Here is a 26,411-nt window from a genome sequence, read left to right as displayed (position 1 = left end):
CTATCATTGTAACACCTTATGAAAAAAATAGCTAAATAAGGTGTTGTTTTCGTACACACCTTTTTAGCCAAAAATCACTCAAAGCAAGACTACTGCTTGATGAAAACAACATTTTTGAAAATAAAAACTTTAAAAAAACTTGATATACTTGACAAATGATAGAAAAAACACCCAATGAGGTAAACATTGAGTGTCTGTAATCGTTGATGTAAAGCTGGTTCTTAACGTTTTGAGAATTGTGATGCTTTACGAGCTTTCTTAAGACCTGGTTGGTGGCACCTACATCTCTTTAAATACTAAAAGCCTTTATTTCTGCACTTTTATCACTATGCACTTTTCACTTTATGTTATATAATTTCAAATAATTTCATTTAAATAAGGTAAATTTCTCAACACTTCAAAAAATAGAATACTGGGCTAGAGGTTATCTTACTAGACAAGATGCCTTTTTTATTTTGATTAAATATAAAGTTGCTTAAAACAAAAAAATTGAGAGTTGGCAGGGCTTTGTCACTTACTTAATAGCATTGAAATTTTAAAAATTGACCAAAAATAATGACAAGACACACTAATTAAAAAATTTAAAGTTCCCAGATAAGAAATTGAGGTTGGGATGTTATACCCAGCCTTGTTTTAATATATTTGGAAAAATAGTTTGACACAGTGATTGGACGAAAGACTTAGGATTGAATAGTTGAAAGAACCTCAGTATCTGTCGCAATACTGCTGAAGGGCAAAGTTTTCTTGGACTGATACTGCTCTGTCTCTTTTATAATTGTGAATACAGATTTTTTAGGGTGATTAATCCTTCCTCCAGTTCTTCTACAGTGTCTGGAGAGCGAATGGCTATACGTATGGTTGATTGCTCTATCAAACTACCCGTAAAGAAACGTTCTGCACATAAAACTTCAATCCCCTCTTGTTTGGCAAGCTTCTCAAAGAACATAGCTAATAATCAAGAGCTATGGAAACAAGAGCTAGCAGCTTATCCATTTCATGAAGATGAATTAAAAATTAATAGAATCATTTTAAAGATAGAAGTTCCTTCCACTATTCAAAAGCGATTGATGAAGAGGGATAACAGTCATTGGGACAAAGATTTGATTGATTCTTTTCAAGCCAGAGAACAAAAGCGAGTAATCGAATTTGCTCGATTAGAAAAGATTCCATTATTCGTTTATGATAATAATTCAAAATTGGAAGAATTAAAACAATTTCTTCTTTAGAATAAAAATAAGCAAGAGTTGTAGCTACTACTTGCTTATTTTTCATATCGTATCATAATTGTAATATTTTTCTAGTATAATATTATAAAAGGAGGTTTGGAAAATGAAAAAATTACTTAGTCTATTACTTTTAGGAATTGCTACTATATTTCTAATATCTTGTTCCAAGCAAAATACTCTTGACGGAGAATATTATAACCAATATGATTATCTAGTACTTGAAATTAAAGGAAATCAAGGAACATATCATGAAAATCACAATCATCCGATAACTAATGTAGATTCTCAAAATAAAACATTTACTTTTTCAGCTTCTGGAAGAGAATATGTTGCATCCTATGATATTAAAAAAGATGGGACTTTAACATTTGATACAGGAAACTTCCTAACAGGAGGAAATAAACAAACAGTTTATAAAAAAAATAGTGAAGCCTATAAGAAAAATATAAAAAAATGACTTAGAGATTTTCTCTAGGTCATTTTCTTGTTATTAAAAGGAGTTTCACATGCCATTTGGCTTCTACTTCTGTCAGTTGTTACAATAAAGGTTCGTGTGGATTAGAAATATACAAATCAAAATCATCAGACAGTTTGAGTATCAACTTTAAAAATAATTCCTTTTCTATCAGCTATGCTTTTAAATCGTTCTCTATTTAGTTCGTAAATTTCGTAGTAATTTTTTCTATTGCCTGTATCAAAATCGAGTGAATTTGTATAAATAGTATTGCCTCTTATCATTCTCATTAATTCCCAATATTGAATGAACTCGTTATCAGGTAGCTCATCAATCAAATGTTTAACATCATCTTCCTTTTCTTTGTATCCATCAAAAGTTCTAGTTATTAGAAAGTATATATAAGGTTTATATTTCTCAGAAGATAATTTTTCTTGATTATGAAGCATTTCATTTGATTCTTTTGTTAACAAAGAAATATCCTTTATATCTTTTTTGCGATTTTGTGAGGAATGCATAGTTTCAACAAGACGAATTTCTTCGATATCTTCATCCAAAAGCAACATACCAAAATCCTTCAATTCGAAGTAATATTTTGGATAAAATAAAAAAATATAATCTATCGTAATTAGCTGTTTAACATCAACTAGTTCTCTCTTTCCTCTTTTAAAAAGTTCATAATTTAATAAATCAGAGAATACTTTCAAAGACTGCCCCTTTTTCATATATCCTTTTATCTCTCTTTTTTCGTTCTTCCTGTTTCTGCTGACTGATGAGCTTTTTCCTTTTGTTTTGTAACTGCTTGATTTCTTCATCTGCCATTAAGATTTTTTCTTCAATGTTTTTCATTTTCTCGTTTCCTCCCTTTCTAATTTTGAGTAAAGAAAAACAGTAAACCTTTTTTTTGATTTACTGTTCCTGTGGTAATTTTTATTAAATTGTTAGTTCTACAAACTGGGATTTTCGTCGCTTATGACCGTTCTTTTATATAACCGTAAAACTGTCTGTGCAATTCTCTCATTTCATCCGGAGCCTTCATTGAATGGCGATACATGAACACATCTCCAAACTTACTTTTAAAAGCAAACGCCAGTCCGATTTTTATTAGATGTTTCGGCAATATGAGAAATATGTAAAATTTCCCTGGACTGAGTTTGCCTTTATGTTTTTTCAACCACTTCATATTCCTGCAGATCTTTTCCGCCGTCTTTGACATTAGAGTCGAATCTGTTCCTGCTTTCTCAGGCTCTTTCGATTCATAATAGGCATCTGCTATCGGAACGACCATTGCCAGATGGCAAAGCTGCCATAAATGCATATCCGAAACGATCTGATAAGGTATACGGGATCTGCGAAATAAATCTGCGAGTTCAGTAATACGTATGGTTCTTTCACCCGATATTTCCCCAAATGTTGTCGGCTGCACAATTGCTGGGGTTAATCCTGCATTAAGAATCCCATTATCTATACTGCCACCGGCTCCGGGAAACCCCGGAATTATCCTACCGCTTCCACATATATCTTCCCATTTCTTGTAATCATCCAGCGAATTTACCATCGTTACAATCGTACCGCTTGTATTATTCCGCAGTTCTTCTAAGGCTTTATACAGTTGATTTTCTCTGACCGTTAGGAAAATGTAATCGAATATATCATCATTCTTAACGGCTTCGACCACTTCGATATCGGCTGTATGTACTTCCCCATTTTTGCTGTATCTCAGCCCGTTTATACGGAGTTCATCAAGCCTTTTTCCTCTGGCATATACAGCTACATCATTATCTTTATTTTCTGAGAGCAATGCAGCATATAATGAGCCGATTACTCCCGCACCGTATATCAATATCTTCATCATTTTTTACTTCTTCAACTTCTGATTTGTTTATCTATATTGACTAATATTATAGCATTTTTTTCGATATTTTTCTACTGTCATATTTCTCTACTCACTACTATTTACCCTTTGAATGTATTACCTTGAATAACTTATCTTGAAATGTTTCCTTGCTCTTTTTGTCAAAATATATCTCTGTTACAAAGGTCTATATCCTCATTGGTAAACATAAGAGGATTTTTAACCACTCTTTCTACTATCAATCCTCTTTATATGAGTCTATGATTTCTTCTTTTTCGTTCCTTTTCGTTTGCAAGTTTTTCTAATTTCTTACCTTGATTTTGTAATTGTTTCAGCTTTACATCGCACTTTTGTCTTTCTTGCTGAAGTTCAAAAATTTGTTCCTGTACTTCCTGTAATGTGTTTTCTTTCTTCATTTTTCATTCCTCCGTTTCAATTTTTCTCAAATAAAAAAACAGTAAACTGTTCCTTTCAATTCACTGTTTTCATATTAGTTGTTAGTTATATAAGCTATAATTTACCTATCGCAGTGTGTACTTCATGATGGCAACCAAAACGATAACATCACACTTTCTCAAATATCAAGATTTTCTGTGATAGTTTGTGAGCAATCGGCAACCAGTTAATAAGCTTAAGCACTGGAAATATAGCAGACATCCCCCTCGTAATATCATCATCCTTTACACTACGGAAACCTCTTGCAATATCCTTAATATCATCAAAGGAATCCGCTCCAAATATAAATTTTGCTCCTGTTTTTTGTATGGACTTTTCAACATTTTCTTTCGCCACCCACCTTTTTGACAGGCACTCCATAAGAACATAAGCATTGTCAAAATTCTCTCGAATAATTCTGAGCATTTGGGCATTGTCTTCCCTTGTCAAGTACATTGACAAGCCCTCAATGATAAACAGAATGTTCCCATCTGCTTTTATTTCTTTTGCCCACGCCGAATCCGTTGCTGAAATACCGATGTTTGAAACTCTGCCGGATTCTGCAAAAATCTGATTCCTTACCTCAGCTGTTTCAGGCAAATCAAGGTTGTACCATGTGACTTTTCCGTTATCCATGCGATAAAATCTCGTGTCAAGTCCACAAGCAATATTTACGACTGTACAGGTTGGATTTTCGTCAATAAACTCTTTTACCAGTTCATCAAATACAAGCGTTCTTGCAATCACGCCATAACTCATAAGGGAATCATTTGTGGCGGCGGTAAAATCGTAATCAATTTTTTCAACCAATTCCACCGCTTTGGCATCATAAAATTTATGTCTTTTGCTCTTGGAATATTGTGCTCTTGCATAAAAACTCTGAAGCATCGTTTCCGCAGCACCATTCAAAATAGGTTTTATTTTTTCTTGCATTTTTATTTCTTCCAAGTATAAACACCTCCTACTAATTTGAATTTAGTTTTTAAAATAATGTGCATATCCATGCAATGACTAACGATCCGATAATCATAAATAACACTTGAATAATGTGTTCCCTTTTGTTATATCCAAAGAGTTTAGGACTAAGCTTATCTACCACTTCCGGATAATAATGTTCAAAAAAACTAAAACCTCGATTGCACAAAAGTATCCAATCAAAAAATACAATATCAAAGGCTTTCAACAAAAGAAGTATCATCAGAAATCTAATGAAAAACTGAATGTAAGTAAAGTTATTTTGAACACCATCCACTGCACCAACGATAATTGAACTCCCCATGAATAGTATTGCAATAATAGCTAATATCCATCCAACTAAACTCTGACCACGAAAGCGTTTTTCCTTTGGTTCAATAACATCAAACACTTCTTTAGGACACGAAGAAAAGAAGTCTTTGTTTTGAATAAATCCAACTCCTGCCCACAGCAATAAGAACAATCCAATCATCATAATAACGGCAAGCAGTATCGTCATATACATAATTATCAATCACCACACAATATCCACTTTTCTTCTGAAAACTACCTGTAGAATATTACAAGAGAAAGCCGTCATTTCTATCTCCCCTTATTACGGCATATATATTTCTTCTTACTTCCTTTGCCTCAGGTAAAAATCCTGCCGCCGCCCAAGCATGCATCATTCTTTCTCCTATGTATGTTTTCATAACCACGCCATCCATTTTAGCTTTTTCTTTTGCCTCCGGCAGCTCTGCTATCAACACTTCATAAGAACCATAAATGATATACATGTCAGGTAGCCCCTTCCATGAGTACTCAATTGGCGATTTCATATATTCCACATTATTTAAATTTATTCTTTGCATTACTTGATCTTGTTCTTTCATGTAGCAAGCCGGAATAATGCAATCAAACTTATCAAGTCTCTCCATCTCTTTCATCTGTTCTTTAGTTGGAGGAATACGAAAGGTCGGAGAGTGCATAATCAATCTTTTTGGCATTGATAATCTCATGTCGTTTTCAAGAATATGCAAACATATATTTTGTGCAAGGCTTGCTCCACTTGATAAACCAAAAAATATAATATCATCTGCATTAAACGCCTTAAGTGCCTCGCTATAAACGTTTAGACCTGCGTCGATAATTTGCAAGCCAGTTGCTTTTGGAAAAAGCGGGTACCATACAATCCAAACTTCAGCCTGACTTTGATTAGCCATATCTTGAGCAAACTCAAAATCACCGGAATCTCCCGGAATGGTATATCCACCACCAAAGAAATATAATACAAGCCTATTTGCCACTTTATTTTTTGGTTTGACGACATAATACAAAGTTCCGCTTGTACACTTTTCTTCAAAATCATAAGATTTATGAAGTTTTTCAAGAGGGAGTTTAGATTTCTGTTTCTTTTCTTGTTTAGCAAAACATTCATCCGGATTTTTTATTACTTTTTTCATCATAGGTTTTACAGTATGACGAAATAAAAATTCCGTTAATTTATATTTAACACTCACAATGCATACCTCCTTAATTCCAAAAATGGCAAATTATTTTATTTCTTAACTTCCATTAAATCTCTGAATTGATTAGCCATTTTCACAGGATAAAGACTTGCCATGCTGCCATGACCCATGTTTTCAAATTTAATAAACTCAGTATTTGGAAAATAAGTTTTCATATATTTGATATCCCATGCACGGGCTTTAGACTCTTTATCACCATACCAATATTGAATACGATCGCTATGTTCTGACACGTTCTTTGGCATAACATAGTTGTTGCAAGATTCAAATGTTCTCCATATCGTTTTATAACTAATAAAATTAAGGACTTTAGCAACATACTTCAATTCCTCTTCGCTGTATTCATCTGTAGAAAATGATTTTTCAAGAAGCTTTAACCCTCCAATTTTACCTATAGAAATCATAAGAAAATCTCTTATGGCAATCATTCTTGTAACAATCCAAGGAAGCTGATATGGTGTTATTGCTCCATCGCAAATAATGTTCCTTATTTTAATTCCGTGATTGGAGAACATTTTTAAAGCGATAGAACCGCCCATAGAGCAACCATACAAAAGATCAACTTTCTCAATTTTATGTTCTTTCAGCCATCCTAATAAATTATCGGCAATTTCTTCTACACTTGTAAAATTTTCGTTTGGATTCTCCTCATCATATCCGGGAAGTGCAGGAACAATAATATGATACTCTTCTTTAAGTATAGATAAAATGTATTCAAAATAGTCCCACATGACTAATGAAGGATGAATCAACACAATTATTTTATTTTTATCAGCTCCAAACTCATGTATGTTCACTAACTCTCCTCCAAAATCCCAATTTTAATATTACTTTTTATAAGCAATCATAACGCCGATGGGTGCAAGCCCTCCATGTATCAAATTCATTTCAACTACCGAAAATCCATGCTTCTCAATAAAATCTTTAAATTGTTTTTTATTCCATTCTTGATACATCTTAAATCCCACAACGGACATTATCCATTTTTTGAATTTACTTTGGGTCCCTTCTTTCCATAGAAAAGTAGGAGCAGACAAAATGCCATTAGGTTTTAATACTCTGTATATTTCTCTCATTGCCTCATCCGGCTCCGGCATAATATGAAGTGCATTAGCAATTACAACGCAATTAAATTCACCATCAGAAAAAGATAATGAGGTTGCGTCAGCTACCTCAAAGGTAAGGTTTTCGTTTTCTCCACGCTTCCTTGCTTCTAAAATCATCTGTTCCGAAAAATCTGTCCCAATCCAATTTTTAGCATATTTTGAAAGATTAAATGATAACTGACCTGAACCGCAAGCAAGTTCAAGTACGTTCATATTTCTATTCAAGTAAGGACGAATATACTCACAAACATTATCATAAACTCCTTTATCCTTCTTCATAAAAGGAGCGTACAGCTTGGCGAATTTATTCCAAAACTTTTTATTGCTTTTATCATTCACTGCTAACACCCTCTTTTCAACAATATGTTTTAATCAATCTCAGCTTTTATCATTTTGCAATACTCTTCTACATTCGTTGTTATCTTTGTACAATGGTTTTGTCCCTTCCATATTCTTAACGCTGCATATGGATACTCTTTTGAAATAGCTCTCTTTGCATATTTTAAATTAACTTCTTTGGATCCATAACAGAATATGCACCTCTTTTGTTCTGCTTCTGATAACTTCGGAAGATCTACAAATGCACAATCATGGCAGATATTTTTAATGCTTTGTTTATCTATTCTGATTAGATTTTCAGTCATCATTCGTCCCTTTGTTTCTCCATATATGCTTATAATTTTTCTATTAGCTGAGTCACTATTTTTAATCGCTTTTTTCCGTTCATATAGAAAAATATTTCTTATAATAAACTCTAAAATACTCGCATTTTGACATAAACTACAGCCCTCAAATAAGGCTTTAACTATCTTTATATCCTTATGCTTTAATAATTCCAATAACACTACTCCACCTATTGATGCTCCAAAAGCAAGAGAAACTTCAGCAATATCATTTTCTTTAAAATAATTGTATAAATTCTCACTTTCTTGTTTTACCGACAAATACTTCCTATCTATCAATTTACCATGAGCAGACAGATCCGGAATAATGTATCTATACTCATTTCCAATATTATCGGCAATTAACTTTTTCATTCCCTCAGCAGAAGAAAGCATCGGATGTATGAGTAAAACTATTTTTTCTTTATCTTTATTTATGTCAATATATTCCATTTTGAACACCTCACAAACGGAAGTTAGTCTACATTAACTAATAATATTTTATCATTTTTAAGCCATTTTTTCTATATCGGCTTTTCATGTTGCTTAACAGTATTTTGCAAAGAAAGGTTAAGCACCTTTTTCGATACTTAACCTTTCTTCTTTACGAATTAGAGATGTGATTAGCTGATAAAATTCATCAATAATTTTTTGTAAAAACTTTCCGCTTTCATCATCACTTTTAGCAATCTTTTGATAGTCTCCTACAAATATTATTGGAAGTTTTCCATGTAGTATGTTAAATAATTTATAGGCTTCATTCTGTCTATCAGTCGTGATTCTATCAAAATCATCAATTACAAGCACCTTATTATTTGACAAAAATTTTGGCAAAAGACATATATACATTGAATCAGATTTTACTTTTAAAAGTTGATAAACCGTAACTATTAAAGCAATTATAGTGCTAAGTATGATGAGAAAATTGTGAAAATAAATTGGTAGACCTAAAAAGATTAATAAGTCCTTTAAATAACTTAGTAATCCTAAATTTATAGCAGGAGTCATTAAGACACTAGTAACTACTGCAATCACAATTAAAAATCTAAGTAGATAATATAAAAATGGATGTAAGAGACTAAAAGCTATCGCAGTCACACTTCTCTCATCATGTGCTTCCCAAAGCTTTAAGTAAATAAATTTAGTGCTTTTTGCTTGCCCTTCCACTTTTTTTAGGAAAGTTGTTTTGCCACTCCCCCATACACCATTTAGAAAAAAAGTTTGAAAGATATCCTCTTCTGTATTTTGCAATTTTTGTAAAATAATCTTAGAAAATGTTTCTTCAGCAACTTTTGTTGAAACTTTATCAAATCTGATTTCTTTCATATCGAACTCCTATTTTAAGTATCGCTTTGTTAATATTAGTATATCATATACTTTTTAATCAAAGAAAAAAAGAAACAGCTAGTAACAATATATTGACTGTTTCAAGGAGACTATGAAAAAGAAAAGTTTTAGCATTATTTATAATATATAGGTGTGGGCTTAAATAAGTCCTAACCTACCCAAACGGCTAGTTTGTTGTCCTATATACTGAGAGGTCCTGACGTTTTTATTCCCAGATTCTAAGGCATTTGAAACTGGAAGTAATGAAAAAGATAGTTAGTATCCTTCTATTTGGCTTAGCAACCATATTCTTAATACCATGCTCAAAACAAAAAAGCCTTGATGGGGATTATTATTGGATTAGTGATAATCGAAATGAAAAGATTATGACAGTGGAACTGTTGAGAGTAATGGGGATTCACTATCACTTTAAATACAGATAAGAAAACTTTTAAACTTCTTTTGGAACAACTGAAAACTATTCTTATAAAGATGGTGTTTTTACAGCTAATTTAACGGGAGTTAAAAGAGAATACTATAAAAAAGATAGTAACGCCTACAAAAAGGCTCTGAAAAAGTGGCTCTATAATTTCTGTAGTGGGTAAATCTACTACGGAGATTATGGAGCTTTTTCAGTGTATCAAAAAAGCTCCATAAGACTTATAATGAAAAGCGACTAAACAACTCATTAGGAAGACCTTATGGAACAACTTAAGAATACCACAGAACTCATCGGATTAAAAGACAAAAATATCAAAATCAAGACGGTTTTTAAGGTCGATACCCACATCACGATTGAGGCTAGCCTAGACTATCAGCCTCCACTCTGCCCTCACTGCAAAAGTCAGATGAGCAAGTATGACTTTCAACGAGCCTCTACCATCCCAATCCTTGATGTCCAAGGCATGCCAACAGTTCTCAAACTCAAGAAGCGACGCTTTCAATGTAAGGGCTGTCGTCGTGTAACAGTTTCTGAGACCAGCTTAGTCAAGAAGCATTGCCAAATCTCAAAGCCTGTCCGCCAGAAAATCACACAATACCATACCGAAAAGTTAACTAATACTGCCATCGCTAAGAGACTCCACCTTTCAGTATCTCTTGTCCAACGTCAACTGGAAGCTTTCACCTTCAAGGAAGACTTTACTCGTCTTCCTGAGGTTCTATCAGTAGATGAATTTTCTCGAAACAAGGGACAACTAGCTTTCATTGCTCAAGATTTTGAGACCAGAAAGATTGTCACTCTCCTTGAAAACAACCGACAAACCACCATCAAAAACTACTTTTATCGCTATCCTAGAACTGTTCGTGAGGCGGTTAAAGCCGTTACTGTGGACATGTCTGGGGCTTACATTCCAATCCTAAGACCCTTCGCTCTCCTATTTTTAGGCTCAGGCTGAAACAGTCTCTCCCCAGACTGTTTCACTCCCCAAAGCTAAAATCGTGCTTGACCGCTTCCATATCGTCCAACACCTTGGCAGGGCTATGATGGCGACCAGAATTGCCATGGTGAAGACCTTTGACAAGCATTCTCTCCCTTATCGAGCCATGAAGAATCACTGGAGAATCCTGCAAAAGGACAGTCGCAAACTCTCTGACAAACGCTTTTATTCACGAACCTTTAGGCAAACCTTGACTCCAAAAGAAATTGTTAAGAAAATTCTAGATTTATCGGAGGAGCTCCGCTATTACTATGAGCTGTATCAACTCTTATTATTCCATTTTCAAGAGAAGAATACCGACCATTTTATGGCACTGATTGACGACAACCTTCCCTTTGTCAATCCTATATTTACCGCTGTCTTTAAGACCTTCAAGAAATACAAATCCTACATCGCAAACGCCCTGGAGCTCCCTTATTCTAACGCCAAGCTAGAAGCCACTAACAAACTCATCAAGGACATTAAGCGTCAAGCTTTCGGCTTTCGAAACTTCAAGAACTTTAAAACAAAAATTCTCATCGCTTTGAACATCAAAATAGAGAGAACCAATCTGATTCTCTCTAGATGTTAGTGATAAGTCACCCACTACAGTTGACAATGAGCCGAAAAAGTATGGTTACGACAGATAGAAAAAATGACTTAGAGATTTTCTCTAGGTCATTTTCTTGTTGTTAGAAGGAGTTTTGCATGTCGTTTAGCTGCTACTTCTGTCAGTTGTTTAGGATTCCAAGCATAGTTAATGGACTGTCCTTTGTCATACAAACCCCAAACCTTAAATTTTGGATAACATTGTTTTACCAAAGAGATGAATTGAGTATCTGCTAGCTCTGGTAAGTCAATATCTGAAATGAAATTTGATTGATTTATTAAATAGTTGAACTTATCTAGTGCACTAGGTTCAAATTCATTGTAATCAGAGATGATATAGTCTTTGACTTGGTCAAAGTAACCGATGATGTGTTTGTTTTTTCTGGTTAGGTAATCTTCTACAATTTGTTTTGCAGATAGTCTATTGATGTCTAATTCAAAATTTAAGAAGTCTGTCAAACGAGTTTTGAGAGCTTGAGCAGAAACTTGTAGTGCTACTTCTACCTCTTGAAAAGCCATTTGCTGGTAAAAAATCTTAGTCAGAAGCACAATATCAGGCATTAAAAGAAAAGCTGAGTAAAAATTAGCCTCTCTTTCTTGTAGAGAATCATCATGAAAATCAGTGAATACTCGCCCACTGTGATGTAATAAGATGTGCCCTAATTCATGACATTTTGTAAAATTTTGACGAGTAATAGAATCACTATCTTGATAGGAAATCGTTAAAACACCATCATTGATATTAAAACCTGCTATATCTATTCGGATATGGTGAGGAATAACAAGTATATTTTTCTTGTCAACTTCATAATTGAAGTAATCCTGAAAAGTATAATAAAGAGGATGTACTTTATTTAATTTCATGAATGGATAAAGTGTTTGTTTGACACGATTCCAAACATTAAAGTAAATTCTTTGCACGAAACATCAGTCTTTCTTTTCTTTATTCATAGCCTTAATGGCTTTTTCTCTCTCTAACAGAAACTCCCTCAAATCTTCCTCTAAGATTTTCTTTTCTTCATCAGATAAATTTTTAGAAGTTTTCCGATACAAAACTTCAAATGTTGATAAATCAATCTCATCTGAATTTTTGTAGTCAGATTTACCTAAAAGATAATCCGTAGAGACATTATAAAATTCTGCAATTTTAGGATATTTATCTGGAGTTGGTTTTTTTTCGCCTTTTTCCCAATTTGAATAAGTGGGTTGTGATACTCCAAATTGTCGCGAAACATCATTTTGCGTTAGATTAGCTTCTAAACGCAGAGCTTTTAAGCGTTCGGGAAACATTTTATACCTCTTTAAAAATTTTTAATTTTTTTACAAAAAACTCTTGACAAATATAGCTAAAGGGTATATTATATAAATATAGCTGTTAGCTATATAACAATTTTGCTAGATTTCCCTAAAAAGTGAAATTAACTTCAATAAAGAATAGACAAGGCAATTTAGCAAAATAGTTGAATTTGTCCTTTGAAAATTGAATAAAAAAGTGCGTCAGACAACCTCACTCAAGCTTAGCTGACCAACACACAATAATCATTTAACAACTATTATTGTACAGGTTTTATCGCAAAAAGTCAAGGAGGTTGGAGTAGATGAACACAAAAATCCTTTGGAGTTATCTCACGCACTCGGCTTTTTGCCCCTCTTGACCGGATAACAAAGGGGAACTGCTGGCGCTGGTGGCGTCGGAAATGCTGACAGGTAAGATACGTTCTGCTGGGGTAAGCATAGGCGGTTAATCGTGGCTATAGTGAAGTGAGATGACTATAATAACAGAGATTAGTCAAGTACAGCTATAGGACGGTGATAACAACACTGAGTGTGCGATGATATGAGCACGCCCTAAACAGGATTTCCTGTTTAGAAGAGTAGAAAATTGAAATTCAAAGTCACATCAATCAATAAACTTTAATTTTTTCCTCTATATTTGTAATTTTCTTTTGAAATATGGTATAATAAAGAAAATTACATTGAGAGGTGATGAAATGACACAAGAGGATATTTTATCTGAAGAACAGTGCCAACTACTTGTTGATGCTCTCCTTAAAGGAAACGAAGAATTTTGCGAAGAAATGAAAGCAAAAGAAAAAACAGAGCCGATTTACTCTGCTGCTAAAAATGGACGAGGAAATAAAATTGATAGTCGTCTTATCAAAACTTTTGCGAATCAAAAAATCAGCTTCATACAAGATTACAGTATAAAAAAAGCTGGATATAATTGGGACTACGGTGAGTATATTTGTGAAACACCTTTTGGTCGATTCTTATTTGTCATTAAATCTGACAAGGCATTAAAAAGAGCCTTTCCTAAGTCCAATAGTGATGAAAATCTTTCTGAGGATGAGGATAAAAAATATTTTGAAAATTATTTGGGAATTAACCAAAAAATAATTCGTCAAAGCAAAGAGCCTGTTGAAGGTTTATTTGAGATTCCGATTCCTCTTTTTGAAGAAGATAGAAATTCTGAAATCTTGTTAATCCCAGATGAAGTTGCTCATGAGGATATCGATTTCTTTTTTGTTCTGACTTATAAAACATCTGGCGAAGAGATAACAAGTATTGAGCTGACATTCCCTAATCCCGTTTCAAATGACCTACGATTAGCACAAGACTTATCAAGATACATTCAAACAAGTCAAATTAATGGTAACAATAGTCAAAACCCTATCAATACTACTTCTCCTCAAGAAAAAGATGAGGACATAGAAAACTTTGACGAAGGAGTGATTGAAACGAAGAAAAGTAAGTAAAAAATAAAACGTAAAGGGGGATTCACTCGTGTTTAACGGTGATATATTAAAACAATTACGCCTTTTATATGGCATGACAAGAAAGGAGCTGGCGGCTAAATTAGATATAACTGAGCAAGCAGTTTGGCAATTCGAAAAAAATGAAATCTCTCCTAAAACATCAGTTAGACTTAAAATGACCAATTTATTTGGAGTACGTTCAGACTATTTTTCACAAGTAAGTTCCAATTCAAATTTTGACATGACATCCGTAGCTTTCAGAAATGAGGCAGAAAGCACACGAAAAGCCACAGATATACAAGAAGCTTATCTAAATGCGTTGGATTCTCTTACCGTATTTCTTGAAAGTATGGTGATGATTCCTAATCAAAAAATTATAGATTTAGTAAACATTCTTTCTCAAAAAGAACCAGACAAGAATAATCTAGAAGAATTGGCGCTGTTTACTAAAGAGTTTCTAGGTATCTCTGACGATAATAGTGACCTTCTCTATCAATTGGAAAAGTCTGGTATTTATATTTTTGAAAGAAAAATGGCTAACAATGAAGACGCCTATAGTATCTGGTCTAACACAAATAGACCATTTATTATTTTAGGAACTGGGAAGACTGCCGTGAGACGAAATTTTGATTTAGCTCACGAATTAGGACACCTTCTCCTACATCGAAATATTGATTTTAGCACCTTGTCTAGAGATGAGTTTTTAGAGAAGGAATCGGAAGCCAATAACTTTGCTTCTTACTTTTTACTTCCACGAGAAAACTTTATTCAAGACATGGCTAATCTTGTTGGAAAGCGGGTAAGCAATCCCGATAACTATATTGACTTAAAACGGAAGTATACTGTTTCCATACAAGCACTGGAATACCGTGCCTTTAAGTTGGGCTTAGTTAGCCCTTCACAACATGGATATTTTTACAGATTGATTAACAAAAATAATTATAAAACATTTGAAAAACTTGATGACGAAATCATTGTAAAAAGACCATCTAAAGTCAGAAGCATGTTAAACACGATTTTGTTAAATATCTTGACGTTGGAGAGCCTATCTAGTGCTTTAAAGGTTGATAGCCGTTTCTTAGCTCATCTGTTATCGGTGCAGCCACAATTTTTTGATAAATATAAAAAAACGATTAGCGACGAAGATAAGTTTGATAACATTATCCGTCTGAATGATGTGTCTAGGGGGTCTATTTAAATGCCCAACAATAACAACTATAACCCGAAAATCTTAGACGCCTTGGCTGAAGCTAAACGGATTTCTCGAGATAAAATGGTTGTTTCTTATGGCAGCTTGACAGAGTTGAAGAAAGCTCTTGAAACTTAATAATGCTAGTATAGACAGTTCTTAATGGAGCTGTCTTTTTTATTTTCTACTCCTCTAAGCTGATAAAGCTACTTAACACATTCTAAAAGAAAGTGAGGTAACACTATGACCTATTATGAACAAAGTTTTCAGAGATTATATGAGAACTTTGTTTTTTCTTTGAAAATCTATCCGGATAACCATTATCAAAAGGTCTTATGTTATCAAGTGCTAGAAAAAATGGATAAGTTGTTTCACGACTACCAAAAACTAGGCTTGCCAACGGTTCAGTTAGTACAATGGAAAAATCACTACAAATTTAAAATTCAACAGTATTACATTATGAATGGAGGTACAACATGAATTATTTTGAAAAACGATTCCAACAAATCTATGAGAAGTTTCTTTTCTCCCTTAAAATTTATCACACGAATCCTACACACTGTGAAACGTGCTACCGAGACTGTCTAAACGAAATGGACAGTCTTTTTTTACGCCATGATACCCATGACAAATTTGCTAAAGAGCTTTTGAATTGTAAAAAGACTTTTCAATTTAAAGTTAAAAAAGCTTATTTTAGAATGTAAGGAGGACAGTATGACCAGAGTAAGAGCACCTGCAGATTAGAAGAGATAAGTTTATTTTTTTGACCTAGACAAGTCATAAAACGGTCTAAACAAATAGAAATTGAGGTAAACCTAATGGAAATTACAAAAGTATTCGTTGACCAAAACCAAGTCTTAGGAAATGAGGTCTTTGTCTCAGGTATGGAAGAAGTCCGTGCCAATGATTATAACCCTGTCTCTTATCGTATCTTTGAAATTTCAAGTCGAAAAGAGCCTTCTGCCTTTCTTATTGTAGAAGGCTTTAAAATGTCAGATATCCCTGAAGGGCGTCAAAAAGTCGTCTTCCCTCGTGGGATTGCTATTGAACGCCGTAACTTCCGCTTTGGAGGCAAACGTAAACATGAAAATGTCATTGTGGCGGAAGAAATGCGTACGGTAAAGTCTAAATAAGAAATAGAATAGGAGAAATACTATGACTGTAAAATTTGCTGCTGATGTGATTGAAACTTTTGATACTGCAAAAACGCTTGGAACACTTAATTTTCTTGAAGCTCTTCCTAGTATGAAATGGGAAGATTCCCTTGAAGAAGGAACGGGTGAAGAAAAGCGTCGTGAAACAGATGAAGTGGACTATGTAGATGTGAAGCTCTACTCTTCTGCTGTAAACGGGGATATTACCGTAACGGTTCCACCTGAAGCCAAAGTGGCTCAAATGACCGCTGAAAAGAACTACAATGAGGAAGTAACGCTTGTAGCTCCTACAGCTCGCTTCTGGTCAAATTCAGAAACCATTAACAATCGCCGTGTCCTAACAAGTGGGGTTAAACTACGGGCTAAAGATGTGATGCTAGTGGGGAAGCCTGAACCTAAAAAGGAAGGATAATTGTCTATGAAGCTGTTCACCTATCGGGGAATTCGTGTTCGGAAGTTTCATGAGAAAATCAAACGGCTAACCTTTGCTCTCTTTCTGCTGCCCTTTCTCCTTGGAGGGGGCTTTTTAGCTTACCTGTACCAAGACCAGCTTCAAAATCAGTTTCAACGTGACCCGCTAACCTACGGGATTCTTTTTGGTGGAAGTGTATTAGGATTGTTACTACTAGACGGCTTGGTACAAGTGTTTTGTTACCGAAAATTTCTTTTCTTTAGCCGTTTAGATAGTTTACGGATTCTTTCCCACTTTTTGCTGGATAATAACTTGTATAAGGTCAAGAAAATTAAATCAAATCATCATACAAGAGAACGGATTCTATTACCCAAAGTGTATTTGAAGCGTGACCGTTTTAGTATCACCGTTTCACTCCACCTTCAAGGTAGCCGATTCCAAGACCGCTTTATCGCCCTTGAAAAGCCTCTTGAAATTATGTTTGACGGGGACTTTATGAATAAGCAATTTACCAAAGGCTACGTGTCCTACACCATTGCCATTGACCAATTTTCAGGTCGCTTATCTATCTTTGATGTTAAGATGACCGAAAAAGGCATTTACCTGATGAAAGATGTCTATTGGGACTTCAATAAACATCCACACTTGCTGATTGGCGGTGGAACTGGTGGTGGGAAAACGGTTCTTTTGATGATTTTGATTTGGGTCTTGGCACAAATTGGTTATGTGGAAATTCTTGACCCGAAACGCTCTGATTTTGTCGGGTTGAAACAGATTCCTGTCTTTAAAGGGCGGGTTTACTGGGATAAACAAGAAATGTTAGCTTGTTTAAAGCGTGCCGAGCAAGAAATGGATAAACGCTATGATTACATGACCAGTCGCCCTGATTATCAGGCAGGGAAAAAGTATTATGCTTATGGGCTAAAACCTCGTTTTATCGTCATTGATGAGTTGGCAGCCTTAGCTGCTAAATTAGAGCGAGATTATCAATCATCTGGAGACTTTATAGAATACCTAACAGAATTGATTTTAAAAGGTCGCCAATCTGGGGTAATCATGATTGTTGCTATGCAACGTCCTGATGGGGAATATCTCAAAACCTCTTTACGTGACCAATTTATGAAACGGATTTCCGTTGGTCATTTAGAAGATGTTGGTAATAAAATGATGTTTGGAGACGCTAACGCTAATAAAGTCTTCAAAAAGATTGATGAAATTGACGGTGAGGAAGTTTCCGGTCGTGGTTATATTGCAAACGGCGGAGAAGTGGCTAGAGAATTTTATTCACCTATTGTTCCCCTTGAGGAAGGATTTTCTTTCTTTGAAGAATATAAGAAGCTAGCTGTCTTAGATGACCCATTATTAGAGACAACAGAAACTACGCAAACGTCATCATCTGACCTGTCCGTTGAACAAACAGAATCTTCCCTCCTTCCTCTGAATGACTTTGCCAAGGAAGCAGATGTACCCATTTCAACCTTACGAAACCTTGTGAAATACATAGAAGAACAGGACTATACATTCGTAAGAAGGGACAACCGTATTCTGCTAGATGAAGCAGATATTGCTTTGTTGGAGGAAATTGTGATAGAGAAAGAACAGGCTGACTTGCCTTATAAGCAAGTTGTCCTTCAGCACTTTGAAACCCCTTCTGAGCCAGCGTAGGCACGAAGGTCAAGGTCAGGGCAAGGCCCGTCCGACCTGCCCGACCGAGCTGACAAGCGGGCGTTTTGGGGCGTGCCTTAGGCACGCCCCAAAAGGGCTTAACCTCCCATTTCTAATTCCGAGAATTGATTTGAAATGAAAAAGAATGCTAATAAATCAACATTCCTTTGATGTTAATTTTGAAAGAAGTAATTTATTTTGTATGTTTAGCTACCAAAAAGCTACCAAAAATTTTCCATCTATACGATTTATTTTATACAATCTTTCTGTGATATAATAGTTAGTAATAACTAATTACTTTGTAACATAGGGGGATTTAATGGGTTCAACTAAAGGTCAGGTAGCAAATTCCACTTCTCATACCACCTCTCTGTTTAATTTTTTGCATAAGAAAAAGCGACTAAGATTTCTATTTCTTAATCGCCTTATATCTTCAATATTCAGTTTATTTTAGTATAGAGAAAGACTTCTTTTCCTACCCTACAATATCCATACAAGTTTTATAGGTTTCATCTCATAAAAACTTGTACCTTGCTAAGTTCAACCAAACTGGGAGTTATATTTTACTTACAAAATAGTATGAAAAACTATACGAATAAGTAGAATTAAAATTGCACCTACTACACATACAGCAATTACTTTTTAAAAATTTCTTTTTTCTTGTTTAGTCATATAATTATACCATTTCATAAACGGATACCTCCAAAATTCCAAATTTACTTAATCTAATAAATAGGGAGTTCAAGATGTACTAAATATCCAGTACTTCTACTATTTCTCCATTTTTTTCTTTAAACATAATTTTTTTGACTACTTCTTCTCCTAAATATTTTGTAAACTTAGTCAATTCTGTTGATACTTCAAATACTATATTATGTTTTATATCACTTAATTCAAAACTCGAATCATATCTTGTTTTATCTGACCAATAGTTCCAATTTATATCTGTCCTTTCATAATAAACATAGTTTCCTTTTGGAGTTACAAATACTCTTTTATTTATTAACTTCTTTTCATCTTCGGATTTAAATATTTCAGAATACAGCTTCATCCCTTTAAATACTTTGTAATTGCTAATTTTATCATTTGAAATATTTAATTTAATTTCTTCATACTTCATAGAAAACCTCCACAAATTCAAATTTGTCATACAATCAATTTACTTGCCAATTTGTAAACCTGTTGTATCTTTTTACTTTCTAATTTCCAGCTATCAAGCTCAATTTTAATCAACTCTGGAAATTTCTTACTAATGTCCCTTAAAGCATTTCCAACAGATTTTCTCACATATTCGCTTGCATCTTCTTTTAAGTTTGCAATTCTTTCAATAGCTTCATTCGGATTATCTTTGAAATATGGTCTACTTGTCCATATTCTTAACCCCTCTGTAACTGCTCTCCTTGTATTAGGATTATTGTTTTTTAACCATTCATCAATTATTGGGAGTGCTTTTTCATATCCTATTTTCTTGCAAAATTCATCAAATGCCTTTGCCAATACTTCCTGAACTCTCCAATTGTCATCCTTGGAAACTTCATCTCTCATAAATGCTAAAATATCAGCTTGTTCTGATAAATATCCAAAAAGAAATACACCGTACATTCTTACTTGATAGGTATCAGATTTATATGCTAAAAATGCCAAATTCTTAGCATATTCATTATCATTAGCTTTATAATCAGTTAAGGCTCTTTTCTCTTCCTCTTTGAAACCATTTTCTATCAAAGAAAACTCTTTTTCTAAACTCGCAATATATTCTTTCAAGTTGCCTCGCCTCCTCATAAAATATCTATTTTCCTACAACGCTTTAATCTTCTCATTTATCAATTCAATAAACAGATTGGAGCAAATCAAGCCAAAATGACTGACTGTCTTGTCTTTCATTGCCACGGTTTTCCCAGCGTTTAATAAATGCTTTAGCTTGCTTTTTTTGTTCTCGGATGTTATTCACTTTTAATTCTCCAACCAATGCATTATTTTGACTTGTTTATTAAGAAGTCCTGTAAAAGACTAATAATTTGGTTTTTATCTTCCTCTGTTAATTCATGCTCTCTCAATAAACTAACTATCTCCTCAAGGCCATCATCTCGTCCTTTAAGAATCTCAAAAGAAGTATTTAAGATTTCAGCTAGTTTCTCTACTGTTTCATCTTTTGGATTTCTCCCACCGCTTTCCCACCTAGCATATTGTGCTTGAGCCACCCCAAGTTTTTCAGCAACTTCTATTTGAGTAAGTCCAGCATCTAGACGGGCTTTTTTTATATTATCTTTTAACATTTTAAGATTCCTTTCGCTTCCCTATTGACTTATAACCAAAATGGATGTATTATATTCATATAACCAAAATGGTTATATTGAAACAAAGCATACAAAATAGGCAATACTAGTTAGCTTATGAATATGCAAAAACACGCCAGAAAGCTCTGCAAAGCGTTCTGAGGCTTTCGTTTAAAACCAACACAATTATACCAAAATGGTAATACAAAGTCCATAAGAAGTGAGATATGGCTAGATTGAGAATACTATGACAACTACACATTACACAATAAAAGATAATAACATTAGCAATACTCATTCATTCTATTCACCTAGTTTAGGAACATCTATTCTAGTAAATGATGATGTATTTAATGACATTCGAAACGAAGAAATTGAGCTCCGAGCTCTTGAGTTGCTTTCGAGTTTTCTAGACAAGTATTTTAGTTAGTTTAAATTGGGGATTGGGAGACAAGTGCAAGGGCGCAAGCCGAAGGCAAAGCGCCCGAGACACGAAGTTCTCCCAATCTCCCACTTAAAAGGTGGCGTTTCTAACAGCCAGCAAAAAGATACACTTAAGGCAACGTCCTAAGTAACGAGTCATCGGCAAAACTCAATATCATCAACGAGTTTCGCATATTTCAGACATGGAAAGGAGGCGTTACAGTTGAAAAATACTATTCAATCTCTACTAAAATATCAAAGTAAAGTAGATTTATCAAAACTAGAAAAATCAGTTTATATCAGCATTGATAGATTAACAGTAATCTTTGATAGTGCCAATCAGTCACTTAGACGAATATTTCGTGAATTAAGAAAATCAATTGACAGTAATATTCAAGAATTTCACATACAAGAAAATCTAGGAGAAGGCTATTTTACTCTTTATAAAATGATTGATGAAGATAGTATCAATCTTATTTTCTTTCAACTAGCGACTTATGGTGGCTACGAGGTTATACGATTAGACTTCAACCCAAACTCTCTGAAAGAATTTGAGGCTCTACAAGTTTGGAGACAGATTATGAACTACGCTCGATTAAATCGCTTAGAAATTAGACTATCACGGTTAGATCTTGCGTTTGATATCTTTAACAGACCAGAAATAGTCTTTTTACAACATATCAAAGGTGGAGTTAGCCATAAAATATTCTATGGTAGAGGAGGAAACATAGAAAGTAAATATTGGGGTGCTAGTGGTAGCAACGTTCAAGTACGTTTGTATGATAAGAATATAGAGGTATTAAGTCATAAAAGAGCTGATAAATTAAATATAAAGAGTAAGCCTTTTTGGTGGCGGTTAGAATTCCAACTTCGGACAAAGGCTATAAACAAAGAAACCATTTCAGAGATTTCTAAACGATTGGAGAATTTCAGCTTTTTTAGTCTTTCAAGTGTTCCAGATGATAGCAAAGCATTTGCTTATATCTTTCTCCATGAGCCAGCACTCTTACCCGAATTATTCCCCTATCTGAAACCTAACACTATAAGAGTAAAAAAGACTAGACTTAGAAAACACCTAAAAGCATTTGATAGTAGCTCATTTTCTTTAGAGCTTCAAGATGCACTTAAAGAACAAACCCCACGATTAAATAATGAACTAAAGCAATTAATAGGAGAATTCCTAGAATTTACTAGTAAAGGAGAAATTGACTTATGAACGATAAATTAACTATGACAGTACAAGAAATTATGGACTTAGGTTTTTCAAAATGGACTGCTTATAATATTCTACGACAAGCAAAACATATTATGGTCGAGCGTGGTTTTGATTTCTATAACAATAAAGGACTTGGAACTGTTCCAGTATCAGTTGTAGCAGAAATACTTGGATTGGAGGAACTTCATGTCAAAAACTAGGTATACTGGTGTTACTAAAGATGATAAAACTGGAAAATATACTTATTATTTCAAAGCTGGGGTAGACCTAGCTACTGGTAAACCATATCAAGAACGTAGACGTGGTTTTCAAACTGCAAAAGAAGCCTTTGAAGCACGAACTAGGGCATTGAATAAGGTACAACAAAAAGGAAGCATCAAGCATACTCAATGGACTTTTAAACAATTTATGGAAGAAGTATTTATGCCCAATTATTACGCCACTACGAGTCCGGATCTTGAACGAAGACGTCAAGTTATATTTGATGAATTTATTCAATACTTTGGCAAGAAAAAGCCTAGAGAAATTACGACTTATGATGTAATAAATTATAGAAATAATTTATTAGAGAGATATTCAAATTCATATGCAAGAAACAAAATGACATTACTCAATCAAGTTTTAAAAACCGCAAAAAAATATGGTTTGATTTTTCATGAAGTCCCTACGAGTAATATTAGTCCTATTCCAATCACAAAAAAACATATAGATTTTTGGACAAAAGACGAATTTCAAAAAGTGATACACTCCCTTGATAAAGAAAGCTATTTTGAGCACTTTGTTTACACACTCTTTTGGCTTTATTATTTTACTGGAATGCGTGTAAATGAGGCGACTGCTCTTTATTGGGAAGATGTGGACTTTGAAAAGAAAACTCTAACCATCAATCACAACTTACAGTACATCAATCGTGAAAATTGGGTACGCCGTAACATGCTAAAAACTGAAAGTTCTAGGCGTACCATTGGACTTGATGATAATACTCTAAACGTGCTTAAAGAGTGGAAAGAACGGCAGGCAAAAGTCGATAAAATACCATTCATTCTGTCACTTGATGGAAATCCATATTGTAAACGTAGTATTAGAGACCAGATTATAAAATACGCTAAGCGTGCTGGTGTTAAATACATTCAACCAAAAGGTTTAAGACACTCCCACGCATCATTACTCATTAATGAGTACAATGTAAATGCCCTATATATTCAAAGACGATTAGGTCATTCTGATGTCAAAACTACACTTAGTATTTATAGCCATCTATACCCAAATGCCGATTCCGAATTAACAGATAAACTCAATCTCATATCAAGTGATTTTATCGATTAAATCTCTTTGGCTACCAAAATAGCTACTAAGAGACAGAATTATTACCCAAAACCCTTATTCCAAAGGGCTTTTTTTCATATTTTCCCACTATTTCTAATAGGGGGGTTAAAACTAACACAAGCCCTTAAAAGGCTGTTCTTATCCCAATGACTAGCCTAGCTAGTATGAACACAAAAAAACAAATACTTGTACAATTTCTTGTCAAGTGTTATAATAAGAATAGTCTTAAAGTGAGGTGATATAAAATGGAAGCTGTCGTCTATTCAAATTTTAGAAACAATTTAAAGAATTACATGAAAAAAGTCAACGATGAATATGAGCCTCTAATGGTTGTCAATAAAAATCCTGATGAAAATATTGTGGTCTTATCTAAGGAAAACTGGGATAGTATTCAAGAAACCATTCGTCTAATGAATAATGATTATCTTTCAGACAAGATTCTATCAGGAATGGAACAAGTCAAGCAAAAGAAAGTCATTCAACACCCATTATTAGAGGTGGAAGATGTTTAACTTTACAGAACAAGCTTGGAAAGATTATGTTTCTTGGCAACAAGAAGATAAAAAGATACTCAAACGTATCAATCGTTTAATAGAGGATATCAAACGAAATCCTTTTGAAGGGATTGGAAAGCCTGAACCCTTAAAATATCGTTATTCCGGTGCTTGGTCTCGTAGAATTACAGATGAACACCGATTAGTCTATATGGTGGAAGAAGATGAGATTTATTTCTTATCCTTTCGAGACCACTATAAATAAAAGCAGTCATTATCCATTGGCTGCTTTTTTGTTTGCTGAAAGGAGATTGTGATTAGTGTTAACCAACATAGATTTAAAGCGTATCAGGCTTGAGTTAGGATTTACCCAGCGCAAAATGGCAGCGATGATGGGTTATAGTTACTACAATTACCGAAACATTGAACAAGGTCAACGAAAGATGACCAAGGAATTTGAACAAACACTCTTTCACTTTCTGAATCGCAAATCAGAAACCAAACTAGAAAGTACGGTAGACTGGTTAAAAATTCGGTTTAAAACACTTGATTTTAAAGCTGTCATCACACACGTTCTAAAATTAAAACCAGCGGATTTTTTTCACGAAGAAAAAAGCCTATACGGATATTCAGATATGGTAACTTATGGTTCGATTCGGGTGCTTTATTCCCATTCTGAAAAGAAGGCAGAAGCTGGAACGCTGATTGACTTAACAGGAGGTGGTTGTCGTGAACTTGAATTGTTATTAAAACAACAAGGTCGGAATTGGTTTTCTTTTCTTCATGATGTCTTTCTCTTTGCGGAACAAGAACGAAAAGATAGACCCTTGGAGGACTTTTTAGCCTTCCCACGCTTTGATATTGCCCTTGATGAATTGTACAAAAAGTCAGGCAATCTTGACTTATTTGATATTAAAAATCGGATTTTTGACAATAAAATCATCATGCGTAAACTCCGCACCTTTACCGCTATTGAGGGCTTGAAAAAAGTTGAAAATCGCTTTGTCAATCAAGGTGTGACCTTAAACTTTGGCAGTCGTCAATCCAGTCTCATGATTCGCTTTTATCAAAAGGATTATGAACAAGCCCTCTTAAAAGATGTTTCTGTTGACTATATCCATGAAGCTTATAATTATAAAAACCGTTATGAGATTGAACTACATGATACCAAGGCGTTTGATATTTTAAAAGAATGGTATACGCTGGAAACAGACTTGACCAAAATAGGCGCTCGGATTTTAAATAACTATTTTGAAGTGAAAGATTGGAACGGCAACTATGATAGTGAATGGGATAACCTGCTTGGCACACAAGCGGGTTTTAAATTTGTCACACGTCCCCGTCAAATTAACTATGCAAGGACAAAACATTGGGTCACAAAACAAGTCTCTAGTGCTTTGAAATTGTTGAAAATCGTTGATATGGTCTATCAGACAGATGAGCTGTCAGAAATCATTTCTGAAGCCTATCTAAGTAACAATCATACGAAACTAGCAGAAGAAATTTGTGAACGAAACGGAGTTGATTTTAATGTCATTGTCGGACAGATATAAACCTATAAATATCCCCGATAAATTCAATCGTCCTCTTCAAACAAAGACCTTCCCAGTCGGTTATGAAGAACTCTACCTATCGTTTTACGATTTTGAATTGGTCAAAGATTTGATTGATTATTGGGGGCTTTTATATTATCAACCTAAGAAAGATTCTGAATTAAAATATGCGGAACAATTTAGAAAGCAATCCTTTAAAGATGAAAATCACCGACAAAATGCGATTAAAAAGGCAACTAGACAAGAGGCTAGGCAGCCTTTTTTTGAGGAGTTAAAAACAAAACCCTTAAAAAAGATGAGCCAAAATGCTCACTGGGTGGCAGAGATGCTCCTACAGACGGGCTATGCTCAATTGGTATTATAAAAATGAAAG

Annotated in this window: 33 protein-coding genes and 3 pseudogenes; 18 read left to right on the top strand and 18 right to left on the bottom strand. The window is 34.3% G+C overall.

Annotation, left to right across the window (positions count from 1 at the left end; translation table 11 throughout):
• Positions 1-842: 842 nt before the first annotated feature.
• A complete protein-coding gene (locus HMPREF2984_RS06880) occupies positions 843-1,226 on the top strand; it encodes a hypothetical protein (RefSeq protein WP_004224143.1) in 384 nt (127 codons plus the stop codon).
• A 103-nt stretch (positions 1,227-1,329) separates the two neighbouring features.
• Positions 1,330-1,683 carry a hypothetical protein gene (locus HMPREF2984_RS06875; protein WP_004224146.1) on the top strand — a complete coding sequence of 118 codons (354 nt, stop codon included), beginning with the start codon at positions 1,330-1,332 and terminating at the stop codon, positions 1,681-1,683.
• A 125-nt stretch (positions 1,684-1,808) separates the two neighbouring features.
• Here the strand turns inward: HMPREF2984_RS06875 and HMPREF2984_RS09755 are convergent, their stop codons facing one another.
• From HMPREF2984_RS09755 to HMPREF2984_RS06825, 12 genes and pseudogenes are all read right to left on the bottom strand, one after another.
• Positions 1,809-2,405: a hypothetical protein gene (locus tag HMPREF2984_RS09755; RefSeq protein WP_180363942.1), complete on the bottom strand. Its 597-nt coding sequence runs from the start codon at positions 2,403-2,405 to the stop codon at positions 1,809-1,811.
• A pseudogene (locus HMPREF2984_RS09750) lies at positions 2,377-2,529 on the bottom strand (hypothetical protein); the annotation flags it as partial. The pseudogene HMPREF2984_RS09750 and the gene HMPREF2984_RS09755, both read right to left, overlap by 29 nt.
• Before the next feature lie 121 nt (positions 2,530-2,650).
• On the bottom strand, positions 2,651-3,535 hold the full coding sequence (locus tag HMPREF2984_RS06865) for a ketopantoate reductase family protein (RefSeq protein WP_004224153.1): 885 nt from the start codon (positions 3,533-3,535) through the stop codon (positions 2,651-2,653).
• A 97-nt stretch (positions 3,536-3,632) separates the two neighbouring features.
• On the bottom strand, positions 3,633-3,707 hold the full coding sequence (locus tag HMPREF2984_RS09970; protein WP_080554318.1) for a hypothetical protein: 75 nt from the start codon (positions 3,705-3,707) through the stop codon (positions 3,633-3,635).
• A gap of 13 nt (positions 3,708-3,720) precedes the next feature.
• Positions 3,721-3,951: pseudogene (locus HMPREF2984_RS06860) on the bottom strand (DUF3847 domain-containing protein); the annotation flags it as partial.
• Between the two features lie 148 nt (positions 3,952-4,099).
• On the bottom strand, positions 4,100-4,918 hold the full coding sequence (locus tag HMPREF2984_RS06855) for a class I SAM-dependent methyltransferase (protein WP_022525158.1): 819 nt from the start codon (positions 4,916-4,918) through the stop codon (positions 4,100-4,102).
• A gap of 34 nt (positions 4,919-4,952) precedes the next feature.
• Positions 4,953-5,420: a hypothetical protein gene (locus HMPREF2984_RS06850; protein WP_224785088.1), complete on the bottom strand. Its 468-nt coding sequence runs from the start codon at positions 5,418-5,420 to the stop codon at positions 4,953-4,955.
• A gap of 85 nt (positions 5,421-5,505) precedes the next feature.
• Positions 5,506-6,444, bottom strand: coding sequence for an alpha/beta hydrolase (locus HMPREF2984_RS06845; protein WP_003041966.1), 939 nt, complete (start codon positions 6,442-6,444; stop codon positions 5,506-5,508).
• 38 nt (positions 6,445-6,482) lie between these two features.
• On the bottom strand, positions 6,483-7,250 hold the full coding sequence (locus HMPREF2984_RS06840) for an alpha/beta fold hydrolase (protein WP_004224168.1): 768 nt from the start codon (positions 7,248-7,250) through the stop codon (positions 6,483-6,485).
• Between the two features lie 30 nt (positions 7,251-7,280).
• The gene (locus HMPREF2984_RS06835) at positions 7,281-7,898 is read right to left on the bottom strand and encodes a class I SAM-dependent methyltransferase (protein WP_004804271.1); all 618 of its coding nucleotides are present in this window, start codon (positions 7,896-7,898) and stop codon (positions 7,281-7,283) included.
• Between the two features lie 29 nt (positions 7,899-7,927).
• A complete protein-coding gene (locus HMPREF2984_RS06830) occupies positions 7,928-8,674 on the bottom strand; it encodes an alpha/beta hydrolase (RefSeq protein WP_003041915.1) in 747 nt (248 codons plus the stop codon).
• A gap of 117 nt (positions 8,675-8,791) precedes the next feature.
• Positions 8,792-9,547, bottom strand: coding sequence for a P-loop NTPase fold protein (locus HMPREF2984_RS06825; RefSeq protein WP_003041884.1), 756 nt, complete (start codon positions 9,545-9,547; stop codon positions 8,792-8,794).
• A 701-nt stretch (positions 9,548-10,248) separates the two neighbouring features.
• Here HMPREF2984_RS06825 and HMPREF2984_RS09470 point away from each other — a divergent pair.
• Positions 10,249-11,557: pseudogene (locus tag HMPREF2984_RS09470) on the top strand (transposase).
• Between the two features lie 86 nt (positions 11,558-11,643).
• On the opposite strand, the gene HMPREF2984_RS06810 reads toward HMPREF2984_RS09470, so the two are convergent.
• Positions 11,644-12,495 (bottom strand): ImmA/IrrE family metallo-endopeptidase, encoded by an 852-nt coding sequence (locus tag HMPREF2984_RS06810; protein WP_070670859.1) that lies wholly within the window; start codon positions 12,493-12,495, stop codon positions 11,644-11,646.
• 6 nt (positions 12,496-12,501) lie between these two features.
• Positions 12,502-12,864 (bottom strand): helix-turn-helix domain-containing protein, encoded by a 363-nt coding sequence (locus tag HMPREF2984_RS06805; protein ID WP_049533221.1) that lies wholly within the window; start codon positions 12,862-12,864, stop codon positions 12,502-12,504.
• A 656-nt stretch (positions 12,865-13,520) separates the two neighbouring features.
• Between HMPREF2984_RS06805 and HMPREF2984_RS06800 the strand changes: the two genes are divergently transcribed.
• The 8 genes from HMPREF2984_RS06800 (at position 13,521) to HMPREF2984_RS06770 (ending at position 18,750) form a co-directional block, all read left to right on the top strand.
• The gene (locus HMPREF2984_RS06800) at positions 13,521-14,330 is read left to right on the top strand and encodes a spr1630 family ClpXP-sensitive toxin (RefSeq protein ID WP_232008244.1); all 810 of its coding nucleotides are present in this window, start codon (positions 13,521-13,523) and stop codon (positions 14,328-14,330) included.
• Positions 14,331-14,358: 28 nt separating this feature from the next.
• A complete protein-coding gene (locus tag HMPREF2984_RS06795; RefSeq protein ID WP_049533219.1) occupies positions 14,359-15,528 on the top strand; it encodes a spr1629 family repressor/antitoxin in 1,170 nt (389 codons plus the stop codon).
• Positions 15,529-15,657: a hypothetical protein gene (locus tag HMPREF2984_RS09905; RefSeq protein ID WP_257362728.1), complete on the top strand. Its 129-nt coding sequence runs from the start codon at positions 15,529-15,531 to the stop codon at positions 15,655-15,657.
• Positions 15,658-15,762: 105 nt separating this feature from the next.
• Positions 15,763-15,999 (top strand): hypothetical protein, encoded by a 237-nt coding sequence (locus HMPREF2984_RS06790; RefSeq protein ID WP_049533218.1) that lies wholly within the window; start codon positions 15,763-15,765, stop codon positions 15,997-15,999.
• Positions 15,996-16,223 carry a TetR family transcriptional regulator gene (locus HMPREF2984_RS09955; protein WP_070670856.1) on the top strand — a complete coding sequence of 76 codons (228 nt, stop codon included), beginning with the start codon at positions 15,996-15,998 and terminating at the stop codon, positions 16,221-16,223. The genes HMPREF2984_RS06790 and HMPREF2984_RS09955 overlap by 4 nt, the downstream gene beginning before the upstream one ends.
• A 114-nt stretch (positions 16,224-16,337) precedes the next feature.
• Complete coding sequence (locus HMPREF2984_RS06780) at positions 16,338-16,652, top strand: hypothetical protein (RefSeq protein ID WP_049533216.1); 315 nt, start codon at positions 16,338-16,340, stop codon at positions 16,650-16,652.
• Positions 16,653-16,674: 22 nt separating this feature from the next.
• Entirely contained in the window at positions 16,675-17,085 is a 411-nt protein-coding gene (locus HMPREF2984_RS06775; protein ID WP_049533215.1) for a DUF961 family protein, read from the top strand.
• A gap of 6 nt (positions 17,086-17,091) precedes the next feature.
• Positions 17,092-18,750, top strand: coding sequence for an FtsK/SpoIIIE domain-containing protein (locus tag HMPREF2984_RS06770; RefSeq protein WP_070670865.1), 1,659 nt, complete (start codon positions 17,092-17,094; stop codon positions 18,748-18,750).
• Between the two features lie 751 nt (positions 18,751-19,501).
• On the opposite strand, the gene HMPREF2984_RS06765 is transcribed toward HMPREF2984_RS06770, so the two are convergent.
• The 4 genes from HMPREF2984_RS06765 to HMPREF2984_RS06750 form a co-directional block, all read right to left on the bottom strand.
• A complete protein-coding gene (locus tag HMPREF2984_RS06765) occupies positions 19,502-19,870 on the bottom strand; it encodes an EXLDI protein (protein ID WP_003042548.1) in 369 nt (122 codons plus the stop codon).
• Positions 19,871-19,896: 26 nt separating this feature from the next.
• Positions 19,897-20,514, bottom strand: a complete 618-nt coding sequence (locus HMPREF2984_RS06760) for a DNA alkylation repair protein (RefSeq protein ID WP_049533341.1) — start codon at positions 20,512-20,514, stop codon at positions 19,897-19,899.
• A 64-nt stretch (positions 20,515-20,578) separates the two neighbouring features.
• Positions 20,579-20,701 (bottom strand): hypothetical protein, encoded by a 123-nt coding sequence (locus tag HMPREF2984_RS06755; RefSeq protein WP_257362727.1) that lies wholly within the window; start codon positions 20,699-20,701, stop codon positions 20,579-20,581.
• 22 nt (positions 20,702-20,723) lie between these two features.
• On the bottom strand, positions 20,724-21,026 hold the full coding sequence (locus tag HMPREF2984_RS06750; protein WP_070670854.1) for a helix-turn-helix domain-containing protein: 303 nt from the start codon (positions 21,024-21,026) through the stop codon (positions 20,724-20,726).
• A gap of 646 nt (positions 21,027-21,672) precedes the next feature.
• On the opposite strand from HMPREF2984_RS06750, the gene HMPREF2984_RS06745 reads away from it, so the two are divergent.
• The 7 genes from HMPREF2984_RS06745 (at position 21,673) to HMPREF2984_RS06715 (ending at position 26,402) form a co-directional block, all read left to right on the top strand.
• Positions 21,673-22,665 (top strand): replication initiation protein, encoded by a 993-nt coding sequence (locus HMPREF2984_RS06745; protein WP_070670852.1) that lies wholly within the window; start codon positions 21,673-21,675, stop codon positions 22,663-22,665.
• Positions 22,662-22,865, top strand: a complete 204-nt coding sequence (locus tag HMPREF2984_RS06740; RefSeq protein ID WP_000998327.1) for a DUF3173 family protein — start codon at positions 22,662-22,664, stop codon at positions 22,863-22,865. Before HMPREF2984_RS06745 ends, HMPREF2984_RS06740 begins: the two co-directional genes overlap by 4 nt.
• Positions 22,852-23,991 (top strand): tyrosine-type recombinase/integrase, encoded by a 1,140-nt coding sequence (locus HMPREF2984_RS06735; protein WP_070670850.1) that lies wholly within the window; start codon positions 22,852-22,854, stop codon positions 23,989-23,991. The genes HMPREF2984_RS06740 and HMPREF2984_RS06735 overlap by 14 nt, the downstream gene beginning before the upstream one ends.
• 245 nt (positions 23,992-24,236) lie before the next feature.
• On the top strand, positions 24,237-24,503 hold the full coding sequence (locus tag HMPREF2984_RS06730) for a type II toxin-antitoxin system Phd/YefM family antitoxin (protein WP_049533166.1): 267 nt from the start codon (positions 24,237-24,239) through the stop codon (positions 24,501-24,503).
• Positions 24,496-24,750, top strand: coding sequence for a Txe/YoeB family addiction module toxin (locus HMPREF2984_RS06725; RefSeq protein ID WP_049533167.1), 255 nt, complete (start codon positions 24,496-24,498; stop codon positions 24,748-24,750). The genes HMPREF2984_RS06730 and HMPREF2984_RS06725 overlap by 8 nt, the downstream gene beginning before the upstream one ends.
• A 55-nt stretch (positions 24,751-24,805) precedes the next feature.
• On the top strand, positions 24,806-26,038 hold the full coding sequence (locus HMPREF2984_RS06720; protein WP_059221296.1) for a replication initiation factor domain-containing protein: 1,233 nt from the start codon (positions 24,806-24,808) through the stop codon (positions 26,036-26,038).
• Complete coding sequence (locus HMPREF2984_RS06715) at positions 26,016-26,402, top strand: hypothetical protein (protein ID WP_070670848.1); 387 nt, start codon at positions 26,016-26,018, stop codon at positions 26,400-26,402. Before HMPREF2984_RS06720 ends, HMPREF2984_RS06715 begins: the two co-directional genes overlap by 23 nt.
• Positions 26,403-26,411: the final 9 nt, after the last annotated feature.

It is taken from the genome of Streptococcus sp. HMSC066E07 (assembly GCF_001814695.1).
Lineage (GTDB): Bacteria > Bacillota > Bacilli > Lactobacillales > Streptococcaceae > Streptococcus > Streptococcus hominis.
This window is presented reverse-complemented; position numbering and strand designations above follow the sequence as displayed.